Source organism: Kitasatospora sp. NPDC036993, from assembly GCF_055607525.1.
Window position 1 is genome coordinate 7,595 of record NZ_JBVJRP010000034.1, and the last position, 21,256, is coordinate 28,850.

General features: G+C 74.0%; 1 protein-coding gene. It reads left to right on the top strand.

All coding sequences use genetic code 11. The features are described 5' to 3' along the window. Positions 1 to 117: 117 nt before the first annotated feature. Complete coding sequence (locus ACZ7C5_RS37315) at positions 118 to 21,249, top strand: SDR family NAD(P)-dependent oxidoreductase (protein WP_470324401.1); 21,132 nt, start codon at positions 118 to 120, stop codon at positions 21,247 to 21,249. The last annotated feature ends 7 nt before the right edge of the window (positions 21,250 to 21,256 follow it).

Sequence of the window (21,256 nt, forward strand, 5' to 3'; positions counted from 1 at the left end):
TGCGTAGGGGTGTGGGCGCCGCTCGGCGGCGACCTACTCTCGCGTCACGTCCGGTTTTTCCTTGAACAGCCCTGTACAGCCCTGAACAGCCGTGTCGGCAGAGTGGTGGAGCGAGCGATGGTAGGCCAGCCCGGAGAATTCCGTTCGCAGCCTGAACTGACCGGTCCGGAGCAGGAACGCCACCTGCTCGCCTTCGTCACCGGTCTGGTCGGGGACGTGCTCAGCGGCACGGACCGCGGTGGGCCGAGCGAGATCGACCCCGAGAGCTCCTTCCTCGAACTCGGCTTCCACTCGCTCGCCGCCGTCGAGTTCCACCGCCGCCTGGTCGCCGCCACCGGACTGGCCGTGCCCGTCACCCTGCCCTTCGACCACCCCACCCCGCGGGCGCTCGCGCGCGAGCTGCGCCGCCTGCTCTCCGGCACCGGCGACAGCCCCGCCGACGAGCCGCTCCCGGCCGCCGCCGACGACGAGCCGATCGCCATCGTCGGCATGGCCGTGCGGCTGCCCGGCGGCGTCGACACCCCGGACGACCTCTGGCGGCTCCTCGCCGAGGGCCGCGACGCCATCTCCGGGTTCCCCACCAGCCGCGGCTGGGACCTCGACGACCTGTACTCCCCGGACCCGGACGACGGCGGCAAGACCTACACCCGTCAGGGCGGATTCCTGCACGGGGCAGGCGAGTTCGACGCCGACTTCTTCGGCGTCTCGCCGCGCGAGGCGCTCGGCATGGACCCGCAGCAGCGCCTCCTCCTGGAGAGCACCTGGGAGGCTCTGGAGAACGCCGGCATCGACCCCAGGGCCGCCCGCGGCAGCCAGACCGGCGTCTACGTCGGCGTGGAGAACCAGGAGTACGGGCCGCGCCTGTCCGACGCCGCCGACGGCCTGGAGGGCTACCTGCTCACCGGCAACGCCGCCAGCGTCGCCTCCGGCCGCCTCGCCTACACCTTCGCCTTCGAAGGCCCCACGATCACCGTCGACACCGCGTGCTCCGGCTCGCTCGTCGCCCTCCACCTCGCCGTCCAGGCCCTGCGCCGCGGTGACTGCCCGCTGGCCGTCGCCGGCGGCGCCGCCGTCATGTCCAGCCCCGGCGGCTTCCTCGCCTTCAGCCGCCAGCGCGGCCTCTCCGAGGACGGCCGCTGCCGCGCCTACTCCGCCGACGCCGACGGCACCGGCTGGGGCGAGGGCGCCGGCATCCTGGTGCTGGAGCGCCTCTCCGACGCGCGCCGCAACGGCCACCGGGTGCTCGCGCTCGTCAAGGGCAGCGCCATCAACTCCGACGGCGCCTCCAACGGCCTCACCGCCCCCAGCGGCCTCGCCCAGCAGCGCGTCATCCGCCGCGCCCTCGCGGACGCCGGCCTCGTTCCCGCCGACGTCGACGCCGTCGAGGGCCACGGCACGGGTACCCGGCTGGGCGACCCGATCGAGGTCCAGGCGCTGCTTTCGACGTACGGTCAGCGGCGTGAGGGCGGCGAGCCGCTCTGGCTCGGCTCGCTGAAGTCCAACGTCGGCCACACCCAGGCCGCGGCCGGTGTCGCCGGTGTCGTCAAGATGGTCCTGGCGCTGCGCAACGGCGTGCTGCCGCAGACCCTGCACGCCGGGCAGCCGTCGCCGCACGTCGACTGGTCGGCGGGCGCGGTGGAGCTGCTGACCGAGGCGCGGCAGTGGCCGGAGGCCGGGCGTCCGCGCCGGGCCGGCGTCTCGTCGTTCGGCATGAGCGGCACCAACGCGCACGTGGTGCTGGAGCAGGCTCCGGCGGAGGAGCCGGCGGAGGTTGTCGAGGCGACGGTCACCGCTCCGGTGCCGTGGGTGCTGTCGGGCAAGTCCGAGGCGGCGCTGCGCGACCAGGCCGCGCGCCTGGCGTCCTTCGTCGGGGGCCGGCCGGAGCTGTCGCCGGTGGACGTCGGCCACTCGCTGGCGCTGTCGCGCTCCCGCTTCGAGCACCGGGCGGTCGTCTCCGGCGCGGACCGCGACGAACTGCTCGCGGGCCTCGCGGCGGTGGCCGCCGGGGAGACCGCGGGGTCGGTCGCCTCCAGCGGTGCGCTGGCGTTCCTGTTCACCGGTCAGGGCAGCCAGCGGACCGGGATGGGGCGTGAGCTGTACGCGGCGTTCCCGGTGTTCGCGGCGGCCTTCGACGAGGTGTGCTCCTACCTGGACCTGCACCTCGACGCGCCGCTGAAGGACCTGGTCTTCGACGGGTCCGAGCTGCTGGACCAGACCGCGTACACCCAGGCGGCGCTGTTCGCCGTCGAGGTGTCGCTGTTCCGCCTGGTCGAGTCCTGGGGGCTGACCCCGGACTTCCTGGTCGGCCACTCGGTCGGCGAACTGGCCGCCGCGCACGTGGCCGGGGTGTTCTCGCTGGAGGACGCCGCCGTCCTGGTGGCCGCGCGTGGCCGCCTGATGCAGGCCCTGCCCACGGGTGGTGCGATGGCTGCCATCGAGGCGACCGAGGCCGAGATCCTGCCGCTGCTGGCGGGCCGGGAGTCGGAGATCGCCGTCGCTGCGGTCAACGGGCCGACGTCGGTGGTGGTTTCGGGCGACGAGGCCGCCGTCCTGGAGGTGCTGGGGCACTGGAAGGCGCGGGGTCGTAAGGGCCGTCAGCTGCGGGTGAGCCACGCGTTCCACTCGCCGCGGATGGAGCCCATGCTGGAGGAGTTCCGCTGGCACGCCCGCGTGATCGGCTACTCCGCGCCGCGCATCCCGATCGTCTCCAACGTGACCGGCGAACTGGCGACGGCGGAGGAACTGGCCTCGCCCGAGTACTGGGTGCGGCACGTCCGTGAGGCGGTCCGCTTCGCCGACGGCGTCGCGTACCTCGCCGGGCAGGGAGTGAAGAAGTTCCTGGAGCTGGGCCCGGACGGCACCCTGTCGGCCCTGGCCCAGGGCGTCCTGGCCGACGCGGAGGACTCGGTGTTCGCCCCGGTCCTGCGCAAGGACCGGCCGGAGGCGCTGTCCTTCACCCAGGCCGTCCTGGGCGTGCACGCGCACGGTGCCGCCCTGGACTGGGACGGCGTGTTCGCCGGCCGGGGCGCCGGGCGGCGCATCGACCTGCCGACGTACGCCTTCCAGCACCAGCACTACTGGCTGAACGTGGCCACGGCGGCCGGGGACGCGAGCAGCCTGGGGCTGGGGGCGAGCGGTCATCCGCTGGTGGGTGCGGTGGTGGTACTGCCGGGCTCGGACGGTGTGGTGCTGGCCGGTCGGGTGTCGTTGCAGTCGCACGGGTGGCTGGGTGAGCACCGGGTGCACGGTGTGGCGGTGGTGCCGTCGTCCGCTCTGGTGGAGCTGGCGGTGCACGCCGGTGACCAGGTCGGTGCGGGCACGGTCGAGGAACTGACCGTCCACGCGCCGCTGGTGCTGCCCGAGCAGGGCGGCGTGGTGCTGCGGGTGAGCGTCGAGGCGGCCGATGCCGACGGCCGGCGGACCGTGGCGGTCTTCTCGCGTCCGGAGACGGCTGATGCCTCCGCGGCCTGGACGGTGCATGCGGTGGGTGTGGTGTCGGTGGTGTCGGAGGGGCCGGCGTTCGATCTGTCGGTGTGGCCGCCGGTGGGTGCGCGGGTTGTGGGGGAGGGGGTGTGGTCGGTCGGTGATGAGGTGTTCGCCGAGGTCGCGCTCGCTGATGGTGTGTCGGTGGAGGGGTTTGTCGTTCATCCGGGGCTGATGGAGTCGGCCGTGGGTGTGGCGGGGCCTGGTGCGGGGTGGTCGTGGTCGGGGGTGTCGGTCTTCGCGTCGGGTGCTTCGGTGCTGCGGGTGCGGGTGTCGGGCGATGCTGTGGTGGCGGCGGATGGTTCGGGTGTGCCGGTGTTCGCGGTGCGTTCGGTGGTGCGTCGTGAGGTGCCGGCGGGTGAGCTGTCGGTGGCCGGGGGCTTCGAGGAGTCGTTGTTCCGGGTCGAGTGGTCGGAGCTGACGGCTTCCGGTGGTCCGGTTTCCTTCGCTGTTGTGGGTGAGGGGGGTCTGGCGGGGCTGGGTTCGTCGGTTCCTGGTGTGGTGTTCTTCCCGTTGGAGCCGGTGTCGGGTTCGGTTTCGGCGGATGTGGTGCGCGGGGCTGTGGTCCGGGCGTTGGGTGTGGTGCGGGAGTGGTTGGAGGACGCGCGGTTCGCGGGTTCGCGGCTGGTGTTCGTGACGCGTGGTGCGGTGGCCGGGGTCGAGGGCGAGGGTGTCGGGGATCTGGTTCATGCTCCGGTGTGGGGTCTGGTGCGTTCGGCGCAGTCGGAGAACCCGGAGCGGTTCACGCTGTTGGACGTCGAGGACGTCGCGCCGGTGTGGGAGCGGTTGACCGAGGCGGTGTCGTCGGGTGAGCCGCAGCTGGCGGTGCGTGACGGCAGCGTGAGGGTGCCGCGTCTGGTGCGGGTGCCGTCGTCCTTGGCCGCGGAGCCGGTGGAGTTCGATCCGTCCGGGACGGTGCTGGTCACCGGTGCCGGCACGCTGGGCGGCCTGGTGGCCCGCCACCTCGTCACCGAGCACGGGGTCCGCCACGTGGTGCTGACCAGCCGCCGCGGTGGCGCCGCCGCGGGTGCCCAGGAGCTGACGGAAGAGCTGCTGTCGCTGGGCGCCTCCAGCGTGGAGTTCGCGGCCTGCGACGCCGCCGACCGTGAGGCGCTGGCCGGGCTGCTGGAGGCCGTTCCGGCGGACCGTCCGCTGACCGCCGTGGTGCACACGGCCGGTGTGCTGGACGACGGCCTGGTGGCCTCGCTGTCGCCGGAGCGGCTGGAGGCGGTGCTGCGCCCGAAGGTGGACGCGGCGCTCAACCTCCACGAGCTGACCCGGGACCTGGAGCTGACGGCCTTCGTCCTGTTCTCGTCCTCGGCGGGCCTGTTCGGCGACGCCGGTCAGGGCAACTACGCGGCCGCCAACGCGTTCCTGGACGCGCTCGCCACCCGACGCCGCGCGGAGGGCCTGGTCGCCGGCGCCCTCCAGTGGGGCCTGTGGGAGCAGCGCAGCGGTATCACCGAGGGCCTGTCGGACGCGGACGTCGAGCGCATCCGCCGGTCGGGCATGAGCCCGCTGCCGACCGGGCGCGGTCTCGAACTGCTGGACGCCGTGCTGTCCGCCGGTCTCCCCGTCGCCTCCCCGATGGTGCTCGACCTCGCCGCGTTCCGCACCGCCGACGCCACCGTCCCCGCCCTGCTGCGCGGGCTCGTCGGCGCACCCGTCCGCCGTGCCGTCGCGAGCCGCGCCACCGCGGCCGGCGGTGCCTCCGGCCTCGCCGCCCAGCTCGCCGGACTCTCCGCCAGCGAGCGGACGAACACCCTGACGGACCTCGTCCGCGGGCACGTCGCGGCCGTGCTCGGCCACGGCGACGGCCGGGCGATCGAGCCGAAGCGGGCGTTCAAGGAGCTGGGCTTCGACTCGCTGAGCGCGGTCGAGCTGCGCAACCGGCTCAACTCCCTCACCGGGCTGCGCCTGCCCGCGACCCTCACCTTCGACTACCCGACCCCCACCGCCCTCGTCGAGTACCTGCTCGCCGAGACCTTCGGCAGCGCGACCGCCGACGAGGACGCCGCGGTGGCCGTCCGCACCGCCGTGGACGACGAGCCGATCGCGATCGTCGGCATGAGCTGCCGCTTCGCGGGCGGCATCGCCTCGCCCGACGACCTGTGGCGGATGGTCCTGGACGGCGGTGAGGGCCTCTCCGCGTTCCCGGCCGACCGCGGCTGGGACAACGAGGGGATCTTCGACGCGGACCCGACCCGGGTCGGCACGACGTACGTGCGCGAGGGCGCCTTCGTCCCCGCGGCCGACTTCGACGCCGAGTTCTTCGGCATCTCGCCGCGCGAGGCGCTCGGCATGGACCCGCAGCAGCGCCTGCTGCTGGAGGCGGCCTGGGAGGCGCTGGAGAGCGCCGGGATCGACCCGAACGAGCTGCGCGGCAGCCGGACCGGCGTGTTCGCCGGCGTGATGAACACCGACTACTTCCCGAGCCTCCAGGCCGTCCCCGAGGACCTGGAGGGCTACCTCAGCACGGGCACCTCCGGCAGCGTCGCCTCCGGCCGCGTCTCGTACGCGCTGGGCTTCGAGGGCCCCGCGGTGTCGGTGGACACCGCGTGCTCCTCCTCGCTGGTGGCCCTGCACCTGGCCGTGCAGTCGCTGCGGCGCGGTGAGTCCTCCCTGGTCCTCACCGGCGGTGTGACGGTCATGTCCACCCCGGAGACCTTCGTGGACTTCTCGCGGCAGCGCGGGCTGGCGCCGGACGGCCGGATCAAGGCCTTCGCGGCGGCCGCCGACGGCACCATCTGGGGCGAGGGTGTCGGCATGCTGCTCGTGGAGCGGCTGTCGGACGCGCGCCGTAACGGGCACAAGGTGCTTGCGGTGGTGCGGGGTTCGGCGGTGAACCAGGACGGTGCGTCGAACGGTCTGACGGCGCCGAACGGTCCCTCGCAGCAGCGGGTGATCCGGCAGGCGCTGGCCGATTCGGGTCTGGCCACGGGCGACGTGGACGTGGTGGAGGCGCACGGGACGGGTACCCGACTGGGCGACCCGATCGAGGCGCAGGCGCTGCTGGCCACGTACGGGCAGGGGCGCGAGGGCGGCGAGCCGCTGTGGCTGGGCTCGGTGAAGTCCAACATCGGCCACACCCAGGCCGCCGCCGGCGCGGCGGGCATCATCAAGATGGTCCACGCGCTGCGTGACGGCGTCATGCCGCGGACTCTGAACGTCGACGCGCCGACGCCCGAGGTGGACTGGTCCGCCGGTTCGGTGGAGCTGCTGACGGAGGCCCGGGACTGGCCGGAGGTCGGGCGTCCGCGCCGGGCGGCCGTGTCCTCGTTCGGCATCAGCGGCACCAACGCGCATGTGGTGCTGGAGCAGGCTCCGGTGGAGGAGCCGGCGGAGGCCGTCGCGGTCACCGTCGACGCTCCGGTGTCGTGGGTGGTGTCGGGCAAGTCCGAGGCTGCGCTGCGGAATCAGGCCGCGCGGCTGGCTTCCTTCGTGGGGGAGCGGCCGGAGCTTTCGCCGGTGGATGTCGGGTACTCGCTGGCGGCGTCGCGGGCGCGCTTCGACCACCGTGCGGTCGTCTCGGGTACGAGCCGGGACGAGTTGCTGGCGGGCCTTTCCGCGCTGACCGCGGGGTCGGTCGTCTCCGGTGGTGCACTGGCGTTCCTGTTCACGGGGCAGGGGAGTCAGCGGGCGGGGATGGGGCGTGAGCTGTACGCGGCGTTCCCGGTGTTCGCCGCTGCCTTCGACGAGGTGTGCGCCCGCTTCGAATTCCCGTTGAAGGACGTGGTGTTCGAGGCTTCGGAGCTGCTGGACCAGACGGCTTACACGCAGGCGGCGCTGTTCGCCGTCGAGGTCGCGTTGTTCCGCCTGGTCGAGTCCTGGGGTCTGAAGCCCGACTTCCTGGTCGGTCACTCTGTCGGTGAGATCGCTGCTGCACACGTTGCCGGTGTGCTGTCGCTGGAGGATGCGGCGAAGCTGGTGGAGGCGCGTGGCCGTCTGATGCAGGCGCTGCCCGTCGGTGGTGCGATGGCGGCCATCGAGGCGACCGAGGCCGAGGTGCTGCCGCTGTTGGCCGGCCGGGAAGCCGAGATCGCCGTGGCCGCCGTCAACGGGCCTTCCTCGGTGGTGGTTTCGGGCGACGAGGCCACTGTCCTTGAGGTGCTGGAGCACTGGAAGGCCAAGGGCCGTCGGGGTCGTCAGCTGCGGGTGAGCCACGCGTTCCACTCGCCGCACATGGAGCCCATGCTGTCCGAGTTCCGCGCGGTCGCGTCCGAACTCGCCTACTCAGAGCCGAAGTTCTCCGTCGTCTCCAATGTCACGGGCGAACTCGCCACCGAGCTGACCTCGCCCGAGTACTGGGTGCGCCACGTCCGCGAGGCTGTGCGCTTCGCCGACGGCATCGCCTACCTCGCCGCTCAGGGCGTGACCAAGTTCCTGGAGCTGGGCCCCGACGGCACCCTGTCCGCTCTCGCCCAGGGCGTCCTGGCCGACGCGGAGGACTCGGTGTTCGCCCCGGTCCTGCGCAAGGACCGCCCCGAGGCGCTGTCCTTCACCCAGGCCGTCACCGGCCTCCACGCCCGCGGCGCCGAACTCGACTGGGACGGCGTGTTCGCCGGTCGCGGCGCGGGCCGTGTCGACCTGCCGACGTACGCCTTCCAGCACCAGCACTTCTGGCTGGAGCAGACGGCGCCCACCGGCAGCCTGGCACCCGCCGGGCTGACCTCGGTCGAGCACCCGATCCTCGGCGCGGCGGTGTCCCTGCCGGCCACCGGAACGGTTCTGCTGACCGGCCGCCTCTCCCTCCAGTCGCACGCCTGGCTCGCCGATCACGAGCTGCTGTCCGCCGCCGTGGTGCCCGGCTCGGTCTTCGTGGAGCTGGCGACGGCCGCCGGTGACCAGGTCGGTGCCGGGGCCCTGCGGGAGCTGGCGCTCCAGGCCCCGCTCGTTCTGCCCGAGCAGGGCGGAGTCGCCCTGCGGGTGGCCGTGGACGGCGCCGACGAGGAGGGCTTCCGTCCGGTCGCGGTCTACTCCCGCGACGAGGCGGCCGGGATCGACGAGCCGTGGGTGTGCCACGCGACCGGCCGGGTGGGCGGCGGCGCGCCGGCCGTCGGGATCGACCTGTCGGTCTGGCCGCCGCAGGGCGCGCGCGAGGTGGACGTGGAGTCGCTGTACGGGCGCCTCGCGCAGGCGGGTCTGGCCTACGGCCCGGCCTTCCAGGGCGTGCGCGCGGCCTGGCAGCTCGGCGACGCCCACTACGCGGAGGTCGAGCTTCCCGAGGGCGTGTCGGCGGAGGGCTTCGGCCTTCACCCCGCGCTGCTGGACGCTGCTCTCCAGGTGCTGCCGCTGGACGGGCGGGCGGCCAGGATCGCCTCCGGGTGGACCGGCGTCTCCCTCTTCGCCACCGGTGCGACCGCTCTGCGGGTGCGGCTCTCGGGCGGCTCGCTGATCGCCGTGGACGCCTCGGGCGAGCCCGTCCTCGCTGTTGGGGCGGTGTCCTGGCACGAGCCGACGGCCGACGAACTCGCCCTCGGCGGGGACGTGTTCCGCGACGCGCTGTTCCGGCTGGACTGGTCGGCGCTGGCGCTGCCCGCCGCCGGTACCGCCTCGTGGGCGGTGCTCGGCGAGGCGGACGGCGCTCTCGCCGGTGGCGCCGCGTTCGCCGGACCGGCGGAGCTGGCCGCGGCCGGCTCGGTGCCGGAGCTGGTGTTCGTGCCGGTGGCGTCGTCCGAGGGCGACGACCTGGTGGCCGCTGTCCACTGGTCGGCGCTGGACGCGCTGGCGCTGGTGCAGGGCTGGCTGGCGGAGGAGCGCCTCGCGGACTCGCGTCTGGTGTTCGTCACCCGTGGCGCGGTCGCCGTGGCCGGGGGTGTCGAGGACCTGGTCAACGCGCCGGTCTGGGGTCTGGTGCGTTCCGCCCAGGCGGAGAACCCGGACCGCTTCGTCCTGGTCGACGCCGACCGCGGTCTCGGCGAGCTGGGGGCCGACCGGCTGCTGGCCGCCGTCGCCACGGGCGAGGAGCAGGTGGCCCTGCGCGGCGGCAAGGCCTTCGTGCCGCGCCTGGTCCGTACGCCGGTTGCCGGGGGCGGGTTCGAGCTGGACGCGGCCGGCACGGTGCTGGTCACCGGCGGTACGGGTGCGCTGGGTTCGCTGGTCGCGCGCCACCTGGTCACCGAGCACGGCGTCCGTCACCTCATCCTGACCAGCCGTCGCGGCCTCGCCGCCGAGGGTGCGCGGGAACTGGCGGACGAGCTGGTCGAGTTGGGCGCGGCCGAGGTGGAGGTCGCCGCGTGCGACGCCGCCGACCGGGAGGCGCTCGCCGCTCTCCTGGCCACCGTTCCCGCCGGGCACCCGCTCACCGCGGTCGTGCACACGGCCGGTGTGCTGGACGACGGCGTGATCGGTTCGCTCACCCCGGAGCGGTTCGCGGCGGTGCTGCGCCCGAAGGTGGACGCGGCGCTCAACCTGCACGAGCTGACCCGTGAGCTGGACCTGTCGGCGTTCGTGCTGTTCTCCTCCGCCGCCGGTGTCTTCGGCGACGCCGGTCAGGCCAACTACGCGGCGGCGAACACCTTCCTGGACGCGCTCGCCTCCTACCGCCGCTCGCAGGGCCTGGCCGCCACCTCGCTGGCCTGGGGCTTCTGGGAGCAACGCAGCGGCCTCACCGGTCACCTCTCGCAGGCCGACACGGAGCGCATCAAGCGCTCGGGCATGGTGCCGATCTCCTCGGAGTTCGGCATGGCGCTGCTCGACGCCGCTCTCCGGGCCGACACGGCCGCGCTGGTGCCGATGCCGCTGGACCTGGCCGCCCTGCGCCGCCAGGGCGCGGCTGCTCTGCCGGGGCTGCTGCACGGCCTGGTCGGTGCGCCCGTCCGCCGCGTCGCGAGCGGGAGGGCGGCCCGCGCCGACTCCTCGTCGCTGGGCCGCCGGCTCGCCGGGCTCGCCGAGGACGAGCAGAACAGCGTGCTGTTCGACCTGGTCCGTGCGCACGTCGCCGCCGCGCTCGGCCACAGCGGCGGGGAGGCGATCGCGCCCAAGCGCGCGTTCAAGGAGCTGGGCTTCGACTCGCTCACCGCGGTCGAGCTGCGCAACCGCCTCAACGCGGAGACCGGGCTGAAGCTGCCGGCGACGCTGGTGTTCGACTACCCGACGCCCGCCGCCCTGGTGGACTTCCTGCGGGCGGAGGTGGTCGGCGCGGCCCCGGTGGTCGCATCGGCCGCCGCCCGTACGGTCACCGCCGCCGAGGACCCGATCGTGATCGTCGGCATGAGCTGCCGCTTCGCGGGCGGGGTGACCTCCCCCGAGGAGCTGTGGCAGCTGGTGGCCGACGGCCGCGACGGCCTGGTGCCGTTCCCGGCCGAGCGCGGCTGGGACGTCGAGGGCCTGTACGACCCGGACCCGGCCACGGCCGGCACGACCTACGTCCGGGTCGGCGGCTTCCTGGAGAGCGCGGGGGACTTCGACCCGGCGTTCTTCGGGATCTCGCCGCGCGAGGCGCTGGCCACCGACCCGCAGCAGCGCCTGCTGCTGGAGGCGGCCTGGGAGGCGCTGGAGAGCGCCGGGATCGACCCGAACGAGCTTCAGGGCAGCCAGACCGGTGTCTTCGCCGGTGTGATGGCCACCGACTACTTCCCCGGCCTCCAGTCCGTCCCCGAGGAGCTTGAGGGCTACCTCAGCACGGGCACCTCCGGCAGCGTCGCCTCCGGCCGCGTCTCGTACGCGCTGGGCCTGGAGGGCCCGGCGGTGTCGGTGGACACGGCGTGCTCGTCCTCGCTGGTCGCGCTGCACCTGGCGGTGCAGTCGCTGCGGCAGGGCGACTGCTCGATGGCCCTGGTCGGCGGCGTCACCGTGATGGCCGGGCCGGACACCTTCGTGGACTTCTCGCGCCAGCGCGGTCTGGCCTCCGACGGCCGGATCAAGGCCTTCGCGGCGGCCGCCGACGGCACCAACTGGGGCGAGGGCGTGGGCATGCTGCTCGTGGAGCGGTTGTCGGACGCGCGGCGCAGCGGGCACAAGGTGCTTGCGGTGGTGCGGGGTTCGGCGGTGAACCAGGACGGTGCGTCGAACGGTCTGACGGCGCCGAACGGTCCCTCGCAGCAGCGGGTGATCCGGCAGGCGCTGGCGGGTGCCGGGCTTGCGGCCACCGAGGTGGACGTGGTGGAGGCGCACGGGACGGGTACCCGTCTGGGCGACCCGATCGAGGCGCAGGCGCTGCTGGCCACCTATGGCCAGGAGCGTGAGGGCGGCGAGCCGCTCTGGCTGGGCTCGGTGAAGTCCAACATCGGCCACACACAGGCCGCAGCCGGTGTCGCCGGCGTGATCAAGATGATCAAGGCGATGCAGGAGGGCCACCTGCCGCAGACCCTGAACGTCGACGGGCCCACGCCCGAGGTGGACTGGTCCGCGGGTTCGGTGGAGCTGCTGACGGAGGCGCGGGACTGGCCGAAGGTCGGGCGTCCGCGCCGGGCCGGTGTGTCCTCGTTCGGCCTGAGCGGGACCAACGCGCACGTGATCCTGGAGCAGGCGCCCGTCGAGAAGGCCGTCGAGGCCGACGAGGTGACGGTCGACGCTCCGGTGTCGTGGGTGGTGTCGGGCAAGTCGGAGGCGGCGCTGCGGGCGCAGGCCGGGCGGCTGGCTTCCTTCGTCGGGGAGCGGCCGGAGCTGTCGCCGGTGGACGTCGGCTTCTCGCTGGCGGTGTCGCGGGCGCGCTTCGACCACCGTGCGGTGGTGTCGGGCGGGAACCGGGAGGAACTGCTGGCGGGTCTTGCGGGGCTGGCGGCTGGTGAGTCGGGTACGGAGACTGTCGCTTACGGGAAGCTGGCGTTCCTGTTCACGGGGCAGGGGAGCCAGCGGGCGGGGATGGGCCGGGAGCTGTACGAGGCGTTCCCGGTGTTCGCCGCCGCCTTCGACGAGGTGTGTGTCAGGTTCGAATTCCCGTTGAAGGACGTGGTGTTCGAGGCTTCGGAGCTGCTGGACCAGACCGCGTACACGCAGGCGGCGCTGTTCGCCGTCGAGGTCGCGCTGTTCCGCCTGGTGGAGTCGTGGGGTCTGAAGCCCGACTTCCTGGTCGGTCACTCCGTGGGTGAGATCGCTGCTGCACACGTTGCCGGTGTGCTGTCGCTGGAGGATGCGGCGAAGCTGGTGGAGGCGCGTGGCCGGCTGATGCAGGCGCTGCCCGAGGGCGGCACGATGGCGGCGATCCAGGTCACCGAGGCCGAGGTGCTGCCGCTGCTGGCGGGCCGGGAGTCGGAGATCGCTGTCGCGGCGGTCAACGGGCCTTCCTCGGTGGTGGTTTCGGGTGACGAGGCCGCTGTGCTTGAGGTGCTGGAGTACTGGAAGAGCGAGGGCCGCAAGGGCCGTCAGCTGCGGGTGAGTCACGCGTTCCACTCGCCGCGGATGGAGCCGATGCTGGCCGAGTTCCGCGCCGTGGCGTCCGAACTCACTTACTCGGAGCCGCAGTTCGCGGTGGTCTCCAACGTGACCGGTGAGCCGGCGACCGAGCTGACGTCCCCCGAGTACTGGGTGCGCCACGTCCGTCAGGCTGTGCGCTTCGCCGACGGCATCGCGTACCTGGCCGCCCAGGGCGTCACCGACTTCCTGGAGCTGGGCCCCGACGGCACCCTGTCGGCCCTCGCCCAGGAGATCACGGACGGCCACTTCGCCCCGGTCCTGCGCAAGGACCGCCCCGAGACCCAGACCTTCACCCAGGCCGTCACCGGCCTGCACACCCGGGGCGCGGTGCTCGACTGGGACGGCGTCTTCGCCGGTCGCGGCGCACGCCGTGTCGACCTGCCGACGTACGCCTTCCAGCACGAGCACTTCTGGCTGAAGGTGACGTCCTCCGGCACCGGTGACGCCACCGGTCTGGGCCAGGCCGCGACGGGGCACCCGCTGCTGGGCGCGGCGATCGCTCTGCCGGACTCGGACGGCGTGCTGCTGACGGGCCGGGTGTCGCTCCAGTCGCACACGTGGCTTGCCGAGCACACGCTGCTGGGCGCGGCCGTGGTGCCGTCGTCGGCGTTGGTGGAGCTGGCGATCCACGCCGGTGACCAGGTCGGCGCCGGGGCGCTCCGGGAGCTGACGCTGCCGGCCCCGCTCGTCCTGCCCGAGCGCGGTGGTGTCGCTCTGCGGGTGACCGTCCAGGCGGACGAGGACGCCGGCGGTCACGCGGTGCGGGTGTTCTCCCGCGCCGAGGACGCCGAGGCGGACGAGCCGTGGGCGCTCAACGCGACCGGCATGCTGACCGATTCCGTCGCTGCCGGGTCCTTCGACCTGTCGGTCTGGCCGCCGAAGGGTGCCCAGCCGGTGGTGTCGGAGCTGCCGGGAGTCCGGGCCGCCTGGCGGCTCGCCGGTGACCTCTTCGTCGAGGTCGTGCTCCCCGAGGGCGTGTCGGCGGAGGGCTTCGGCCTTCACCCCGCGCTGCTGGAGGCGGCCCTCCAGGTGCTGCCGCTGGACGGGCGGGCGGCCAGGATCGCCTCCGGGTGGACCGGCGTCTCCCTCTTCGCCACCGGTGCGACCGCTCTGCGGGTGCGACTGTCGGGCGGCTCGCTGGACGCGTCGGACGAGTCGGGCTCGCCGGTGTTCTCGGCGGCGGCGATCGGCTGGCGCGAGGCGTCGGCGGACGAGCTGGTGGCGGCCCGGCGTGGTGAGTTCCACGACGCGCTGTTCCGGGTGGAGTGGCAGGAGACCGCGGCCGTGGCGGCGGGTGCCGCCGGTCCGGCGGCGGTGATCGGTTCCACCGGCCGTACCGGATTCACCGGTTTCGCGGGGCTCACGGAGCTGGCCGAGGCGGGCGCCGTGCCGGGCGTGGTGTTCGTGTCGCCGGCCGTCGCCGGAACAGCCGGTGCGGACACGGCGGACACGGCGGACGAGGCCCGTGGGGCGGTTCACCGGGCGCTGGGCCTGTTGCAGGGCTGGCTGGCCGAGGAGCGCTTCGCCGACTCGCGTCTGGTGTTCGTCACCCGTGGCGCGGTCGCCGTGGCCGGGGGTGTCGAGGACCTGGTCAACGCGCCGGTCTGGGGTCTGGTGCGTTCCGCCCAGGCGGAGAACCCGGACCGCTTCGTCCTGGTCGACACCGACCGCGGCTTCGACGCCCTGCGCGCCGACCGGCTGCTGGCCGCCGTCGCCACGGGCGAGGAGCAGGTGGCCCTGCGCGGCGGCAAGGTCCTTGTCCCGCGCCTGGCCCGCTTCGCCCCGGAGACCGGCGACCGTGCCGGGTCCGGCGACGGTGCCGACGCCGTGAACGACGCCGTGATCGACGCGGCCGGCACGGTGCTGATCACCGGTGGCACCGGCTCGCTCGGCGCCCTGATCGCCCGCCACCTGGTCACCGAGCACGGCGTCCGCCGCCTCGTGCTGACCAGCCGTCGCGGCCTGGCCGCCGAGGGTGCGCGGGAACTGGCGGACGAGCTGGTCGAGTTGGGCGCGGCCGAGGTGGAGGTCGCCGCGTGCGACGCCGCCGACCGGGAGGCGCTCGCCGCCCTGCTGGCCACCGTCCCCGCCGAGCACCCGCTCACCGGCGTCGTGCACACCGCCGGTGTGCTGGACGACGGCGTGATCGACTCGCTCACCCCCGAGCGGCTCGACACGGTGCTGCGTCCGAAGGTGGACGCGGCGGTCAACCTGCACGAGCTGACCCGCGAGCTGGACCTGTCCGTCTTCGCACTGTTCTCCTCCGCCGCCGGTGTCTTCGGCGAGGCCGGTCAGGGGAACTACGCGGCCGCGAACACCTTCCTGGACGCGCTCGCCTCCTACCGCCGCGCGCAGGGCCTGGCCGCCACCTCGCTGGCCTGGGGCTTCTGGGAGCAGCGCAGCGGCATCACCGGTCACCTCTCGCAGGCCGACCTCGAACGCATGCGGCGGGCCGGCACCATCCCGCTCCCCTCGGAGCTGGGGCTCGCGATGTTCGACGCCGCCGTGCGCGGCACCGAGCCGACCCTCGTCCCGATCCCGCTGGACATCACCGGGCTGCGCGCCCAGGGCGCCCCGGTGCCCGCGCTGCTGCACCGACTGGTCGGCGCCCCCGCGCGCCGCACCGTCCGCACCGGGCCCGCGGTGGGCGGTTCGGACCTGGCGACGCGCCTGGCCGCACTGACCCCCGGCGAGCGGGACGCGGCGCTGCTCACCCTGGTGCAGACCCACGTCGCGGCGGTGCTCGGCCACGGCGGGGCGCACACCGTCGAGGTCGGCCGGCCGTTCAAGGAGCTGGGCTTCGACTCGCTGACCGCCGTCGAGCTGCGCAACCGGCTCAACGGCGCCACCGGCCTGCGCCTCCCGGCCACGCTGGTGTTCGACTACCCGACGCCGGCCGCGCTGGTGGAGTTCGTCCGCGCGGAGGTGCTCGGCGACGGGGACGACCAGGCGGCGGTCGCCGTCGAGGCCGTGGCCGTCACCCCGGGTGTGGCCGACGACCCGATCGTGATCGTCGGCATGAGCTGCCGCTACCCGGGCGGCGCCGGCTCGCCCGAGGAGCTGTGGCAACTGCTCCTCGCGGGCCGGGAGGGCCTGACGGACTTCCCGACCGACCGCGGCTGGGACCTGGACACCCTCTTCGACGCCGACCCCGACCGGGCCGGCACGACCTACGCGCGGGTCGGCGGCTTCCTGGAGAGCGCGGGCGACTTCGACCCGGCGTTCTTCGGGATCTCGCCGCGCGAGGCGCTGGCCACCGACCCGCAGCAGCGCCTGCTGCTGGAGGCGTCGTGGGAGGCGCTGGAGGACGCCGGGATCGACCCGGTGTCGGTGCGCGGCAGCCAGACCGGCGTGTTCGCCGGTGTCATGAGCTCGGACTACTACGCGGGCCGGGACGCCGCGCCGGAGGGCCTGGAGGGCTACCTCGGCACCGGCAACTCGGGCAGCGTGGCCTCCGGCCGGATCTCCTACACCCTGGGCCTGGAGGGCCCGGCGGTGTCGGTGGACACGGCGTGCTCGTCCTCGCTGGTGGCCCTGCACCTGGCGGTGCAGTCGCTGCGCCAGCGGGAGTGTGCGCTCGCCCTGGTCGGCGGTGTGACGGTCATGGCGACGCCGGAGACCTTCGTGGACTTCTCGCGGCAGCGCGGTCTGGCGCCCGACGGCCGGATCAAGGCCTTCGCGGCGGCGGCCGATGGCACGGGCTGGGCCGAGGGTGTCGGCATGCTGCTCGTGGAGCGGTTGTCGGACGCGCGGCGCAGCGGGCACAAGGTGCTTGCGGTGGTGCGGGGTTCGGCGGTGAACCAGGACGGTGCGTCGAACGGTCTGACGGCGCCGAACGGTCCCTCGCAGCAGCGGGTGATCCGGCAGGCGCTGGCGGGTGCCGGGCTTGCGGCCACCGAGGTGGACGTGGTGGAGGCGCACGGGACGGGTACCCGACTGGGCGACCCGATCGAGGCGCAGGCGCTGCTGGCCACGTACGGTCAGGGCCGTGAGGGCGGCGAGCCGCTGTGGCTGGGCTCGGTGAAGTCCAACCTCGGCCACAGCCAGGCCGCTTCGGGCGTCGCCGGCGTGATCAAGATGGTCATGGCGATGCGGGAGGGCTACCTGCCGCAGACCCTGCACGTGGACGAGCCGACCCCCGAGGTCGACTGGTCGGCCGGCTCGGTGGAGCTGCTGACCGAGGCCCGCGCGTGGCCGGCGGTGGACCGGGCCCGGCGTTCCGCCGTCTCCTCCTTCGGTATCGGTGGCACCAACGCGCACGTGATCCTGGAGCAGGCTCCGGACAGCGCGCCGGTCGAGGTGGCGGAGGCCACCGTCACCGCTCCGGTGTCGTGGGTGGTGTCGGGCAGGACCGAGACCGCACTGCGGGACCAGGCCGCGCGGTTGGCTTCCTTCGTCGGGGAGCGGCCGGAGTTGTCGCTCACGGACGTCGGGTACTCGCTGGCGGTGTCGCGTGCCCGGTTCGAGCAGCGTGCGGTGGTCGCGGGTACGAGCCGGGAGGAGCTGCTGGCCGGGCTCGCAGGTCTGGCGAGCGGTGAGGCGTCCGGCGCTTCGGTGAGCCGTGGCAAGCTCGCGTTCCTGTTCACCGGACAGGGGAGCCAGCGGACGGGGATGGGCCGGGAGCTGTACGACGCCTTCCCGACCTTTGCCGCCGCCTTCGACGAGGTGTGCGCCAGGTTCGAATTCCCGTTGAGGGACGTGGTGTTCGAGGCTTCGGAGCTGCTGGATCAGACGGCGTACACGCAGGCGGCGCTGTTCGCCGTCGAGGTTGCGCTGTTCCGTCTGGTCGAGTCGTGGGGCTTGAAGCCCGACTTCCTGGTCGGTCACTCGGTCGGTGAGATCGCTGCTGCCCACGTCGCCGGGGTCCTTTCCCTGGACGATGCGGCGAAGCTGGTCGAGGCTCGTGGCCGGCTGATGCAGGCGCTGCCCGAGGGCGGCACCATGGCGGCGATCCAGGCCACTGAGGCCGAGGTGTTGCCCCTGCTGGCGGGCCGGGAGTCGGAGATCGCCGTCGCGGCGGTCAACGGGCCGACGTCGGTGGTGGTTTCGGGTGACGAGGCCGCAGTGCTTGAGGTGCTGGAGCACTGGAAGAGCGAGGGCCGCAAGGGCCGTCAGCTGCGGGTGAGCCACGCGTTCCACTCGCCGCGCATGGAGCCGATGCTGGCCGAGTTCCGCGCCGTGGCGTCCGAACTCGCCTACTCGGAGCCGAAGTTCGCCGTCGTCTCCAACGTCACGGGCGAACTCGCCACCGAACTGGCCTCGCCCGAGTACTGGGTGCGGCACGTCCGTCAGGCTGTGCGCTTCGCCGACGGCATCGCGTACCTGGCCGCCCAGGGCGTCACCGACTTCCTGGAGCTGGGTCCGGACGGAACCCTGTCGGCTCTGGCGCAGGAGATCACGGACGGCCACTTCGCCCCGGTCCTGCGCAGGGACCGCCCGGAGGCGCTGTCCTTCACCCAGGCCGTCACCGGTCTCCACGCCCGTGGCGCCGAACTGGACTGGGACGGCGTGTTCGCCGGTCGCGGCGCGCGCCGCATCGACCTGCCGACCTACGCCTTCCAGCACGAGCGCTTCTGGCTGGAGCCCGTCGCCACGCTCGGCAGCGCCACCGGTCTCGGCCAGGCCGCCACCGGGCACCCGCTGCTCGGTGCGGCGATCACACTGCCGGAGTCGGACACGGTGGTCCTCACCGGCCGGCTCTCCCTCCAGTCGCACGCCTGGCTGGCCGATCACACCGTGCTGGGCGCGGCGCTGCTGCCCTGGTCGGTGCTGGCCGAGCTGGCGGTGCACGCCGCCGACCAGGTCGGCTCCGGCGCCGTCGCGGAGCTGGCCGTGCAGGCGCCGCTGGTGCTGCCCGAGCGCGGCGGTGTCGCCGTGCGGGTGACGGTCGACCCGGCCGGCCCGGACGGGCGCCGTCGGGTGGCGGTCTTCTCGCAGCCGGACGACGCGGAGGCGGGCACGCCGTGGACGCGGCACGCCGAGGGCGCGCTGACCGGGGCCGCTCCGGCGGCCGGGTTCGACCTGGCGGCCTGGCCGCCGAAGGACGCCGAGGTGATCGAGACCGACGGCGTGTACGCCGATCTCGCCGGCCTCGGCGCCGTCCACGGCCCGGTGTTCCAGGGCCTGCGGGCCGCCTGGCGCCGTGGCGACGAGCTGTTCGCCGAGGTCGCCCTCCCCGAGGGCGTGGCGGTCGACGGCTTCGGCGTTCACCCGGCACTGCTCGACGCGGCCCTGCACCCCGTGCTGCTGGACGCGTTCACCGCGGCCGACGGCCGGATCGCCCTTCCCGCCGCCTGGAACGGCCTGACGCTGTTCGCCACCGGCGCCTCGCTGCTGCGGGTGCGCATCGTCCGCGGCGGTGAGGGAACGGAGGCCCTGTCGGTGCAGATCGCCGACGGCGCGGGCGCGCCCGTGGCGGCCGTCGCCTCGCTGGAGCGCCGCCCGGTGACCGCCGAGGGCCTGGCCGCGGGCCGTACCGGCTTCCACGAGTCGCTGTTCCAGTCGGAGTGGGCGGCGCTGCCGTTCGCCCCGGCCGCCGGCGGGAACGCCGGTGCCGGTGCCGACTGGGCGGTGCTCGGCGGCGACACCTGCGGCCTGCCGTTCGACGAGGTCACCTGGTACTCGGAGTTGGCGGAGATCGCGGCCGAGGAGGCCGTGCCCGAGCTGGTGTTCGTGCCGCTGGGCTCGACGACGCCGAACCGAGGGGACGCGTCCGAACTCGTTCGGGAGACCCACACCGCGCTGTACGGGGCCCTCGGTCTCGTCCAGGAGTGGCTGGCCGAGGAACGGTTCGCGGACTCGCGCCTGGTCGTCGTGACCCAGGGCGCCACGGCCACCGGGCCGGACGAGGACGTGACCGACCTGGCGCACGCCGCCGTGTGGGGCCTGCTCCGCTCGGCGCAGCGCGAGAACCCGGACCGGCTCGTCCTGCTGGACGTGCGCAGCAACGAGCTGACCGCCGAGCTGCTGGCGGCGGCCGTCGCCACCGGGGAGCCCGAGCTGGCGGTGCGCGGCACCCGGGTGTCGGCCCGCCGGCTGTCCAGGGTCCCGGTCGTCGGGGTGGGCACCGCCGTGCCGGCCGAGCTGGACCGCGCCGGCACCGCGCTGATCACCGGCGGCACCGGCACCCTCGGTGCCCTGGTGGCCCGCCACCTGGTCACCGGGCACGGGCTGCGCAACCTCGTGCTGACCAGCCGGCGCGGTCTCGACGCCGAGGGCGCCCCCGAGCTGGTGGCCGAGCTCACCGGGCTCGGCGCCCGGGTCGAGGTCGTCGCCTGCGACGTGACGGACCGTTCGGCGGTCGAGGCCCTGCTGAAGTCGGTTCCGGCCGAGCACCCGCTCACGGCCGTCGTCCACACCGCCGGTGTGATCGACGACGCCACGATCGGCTCGCTCAGCCCGGAGCGGCTCGGCCGGGTGCTGCGTCCCAAGGTCGACGCGGCGCTCCACCTGCACGAGCTGACGGAGTCCATGGGCCTGGCGGCCTTCGTGCTCTTCTCCTCGGCCGCCGCCATGTTCGGCGAGGCCGGGCAGGGCAACTACGTCGCGGGCAACACCTTCCTCGACGCCCTGGCCCAGCACCGCCGGGCCAGGGGGCTCGCGGGAGTCTCCCTCCAGTGGGGCTTCTGGGAGCAGCGCAGCGGCATCACCGGCCACCTCACCGAGGCCGACGTCCAGCGGATGGAGCGCGGCGGCATGCTGCCGCTCACGGCGGACCTGGGCATGGCGCTGTTCGACGCGGCCCACGTGTCGGGCCGCCCGGTGCTCTCGCCGATGCGCCTCGACTTCGCGAAGCTCCTCTCGGACGGCGCGGACGACCCGCTGCTGCGCGGGCTGCGCCGCGGCGCCGGCCGGCGCACGGCGGCCACCGGCGGGACCGCCACCGGTCCGGTGTCGCTCGCGGAGCGGCTCGCCGCCCTGCCGGGCGAGGAGCGGGACGCCGTGCTGACCGACCTGGTCGGCACCCACGTCGCGGTCGTCCTCGGCCACGGCGGCGGGGCCGCGCTGGAGCCGGGCCGCGCGTTCAAGGAGCTCGGCTTCGACTCGCTCACCGCGGTCGAGCTGCGCAACCGCCTCAACGCGGCCACCGGGCTGAAGCTGCCGGCGACGCTGGTCTTCGACTACCCGACGCCCGCCGCGCTCACCGCCCACCTGCGGGCCGAGCTGGTGCCGGACGACGCGGCGGACGACGCGGACCCGGAGGAGACCCGGATCCGCACCGCGCTCGCGGCCATCCCGCTGGACCGCTTCCGGGCCGCCGGCGTGCTGGACCTCCTGCTTGACCTGGCAAACCTCGGGGGTGGGGAGACGGCGGCCGAGGAGGCCGACGCGACCGGAGCGATCGACGGGATCGACGCGATGGACACCGAGGACCTGATCCGTATGGCGCTCGGAAACTCCGACTCCTGATGGCTGA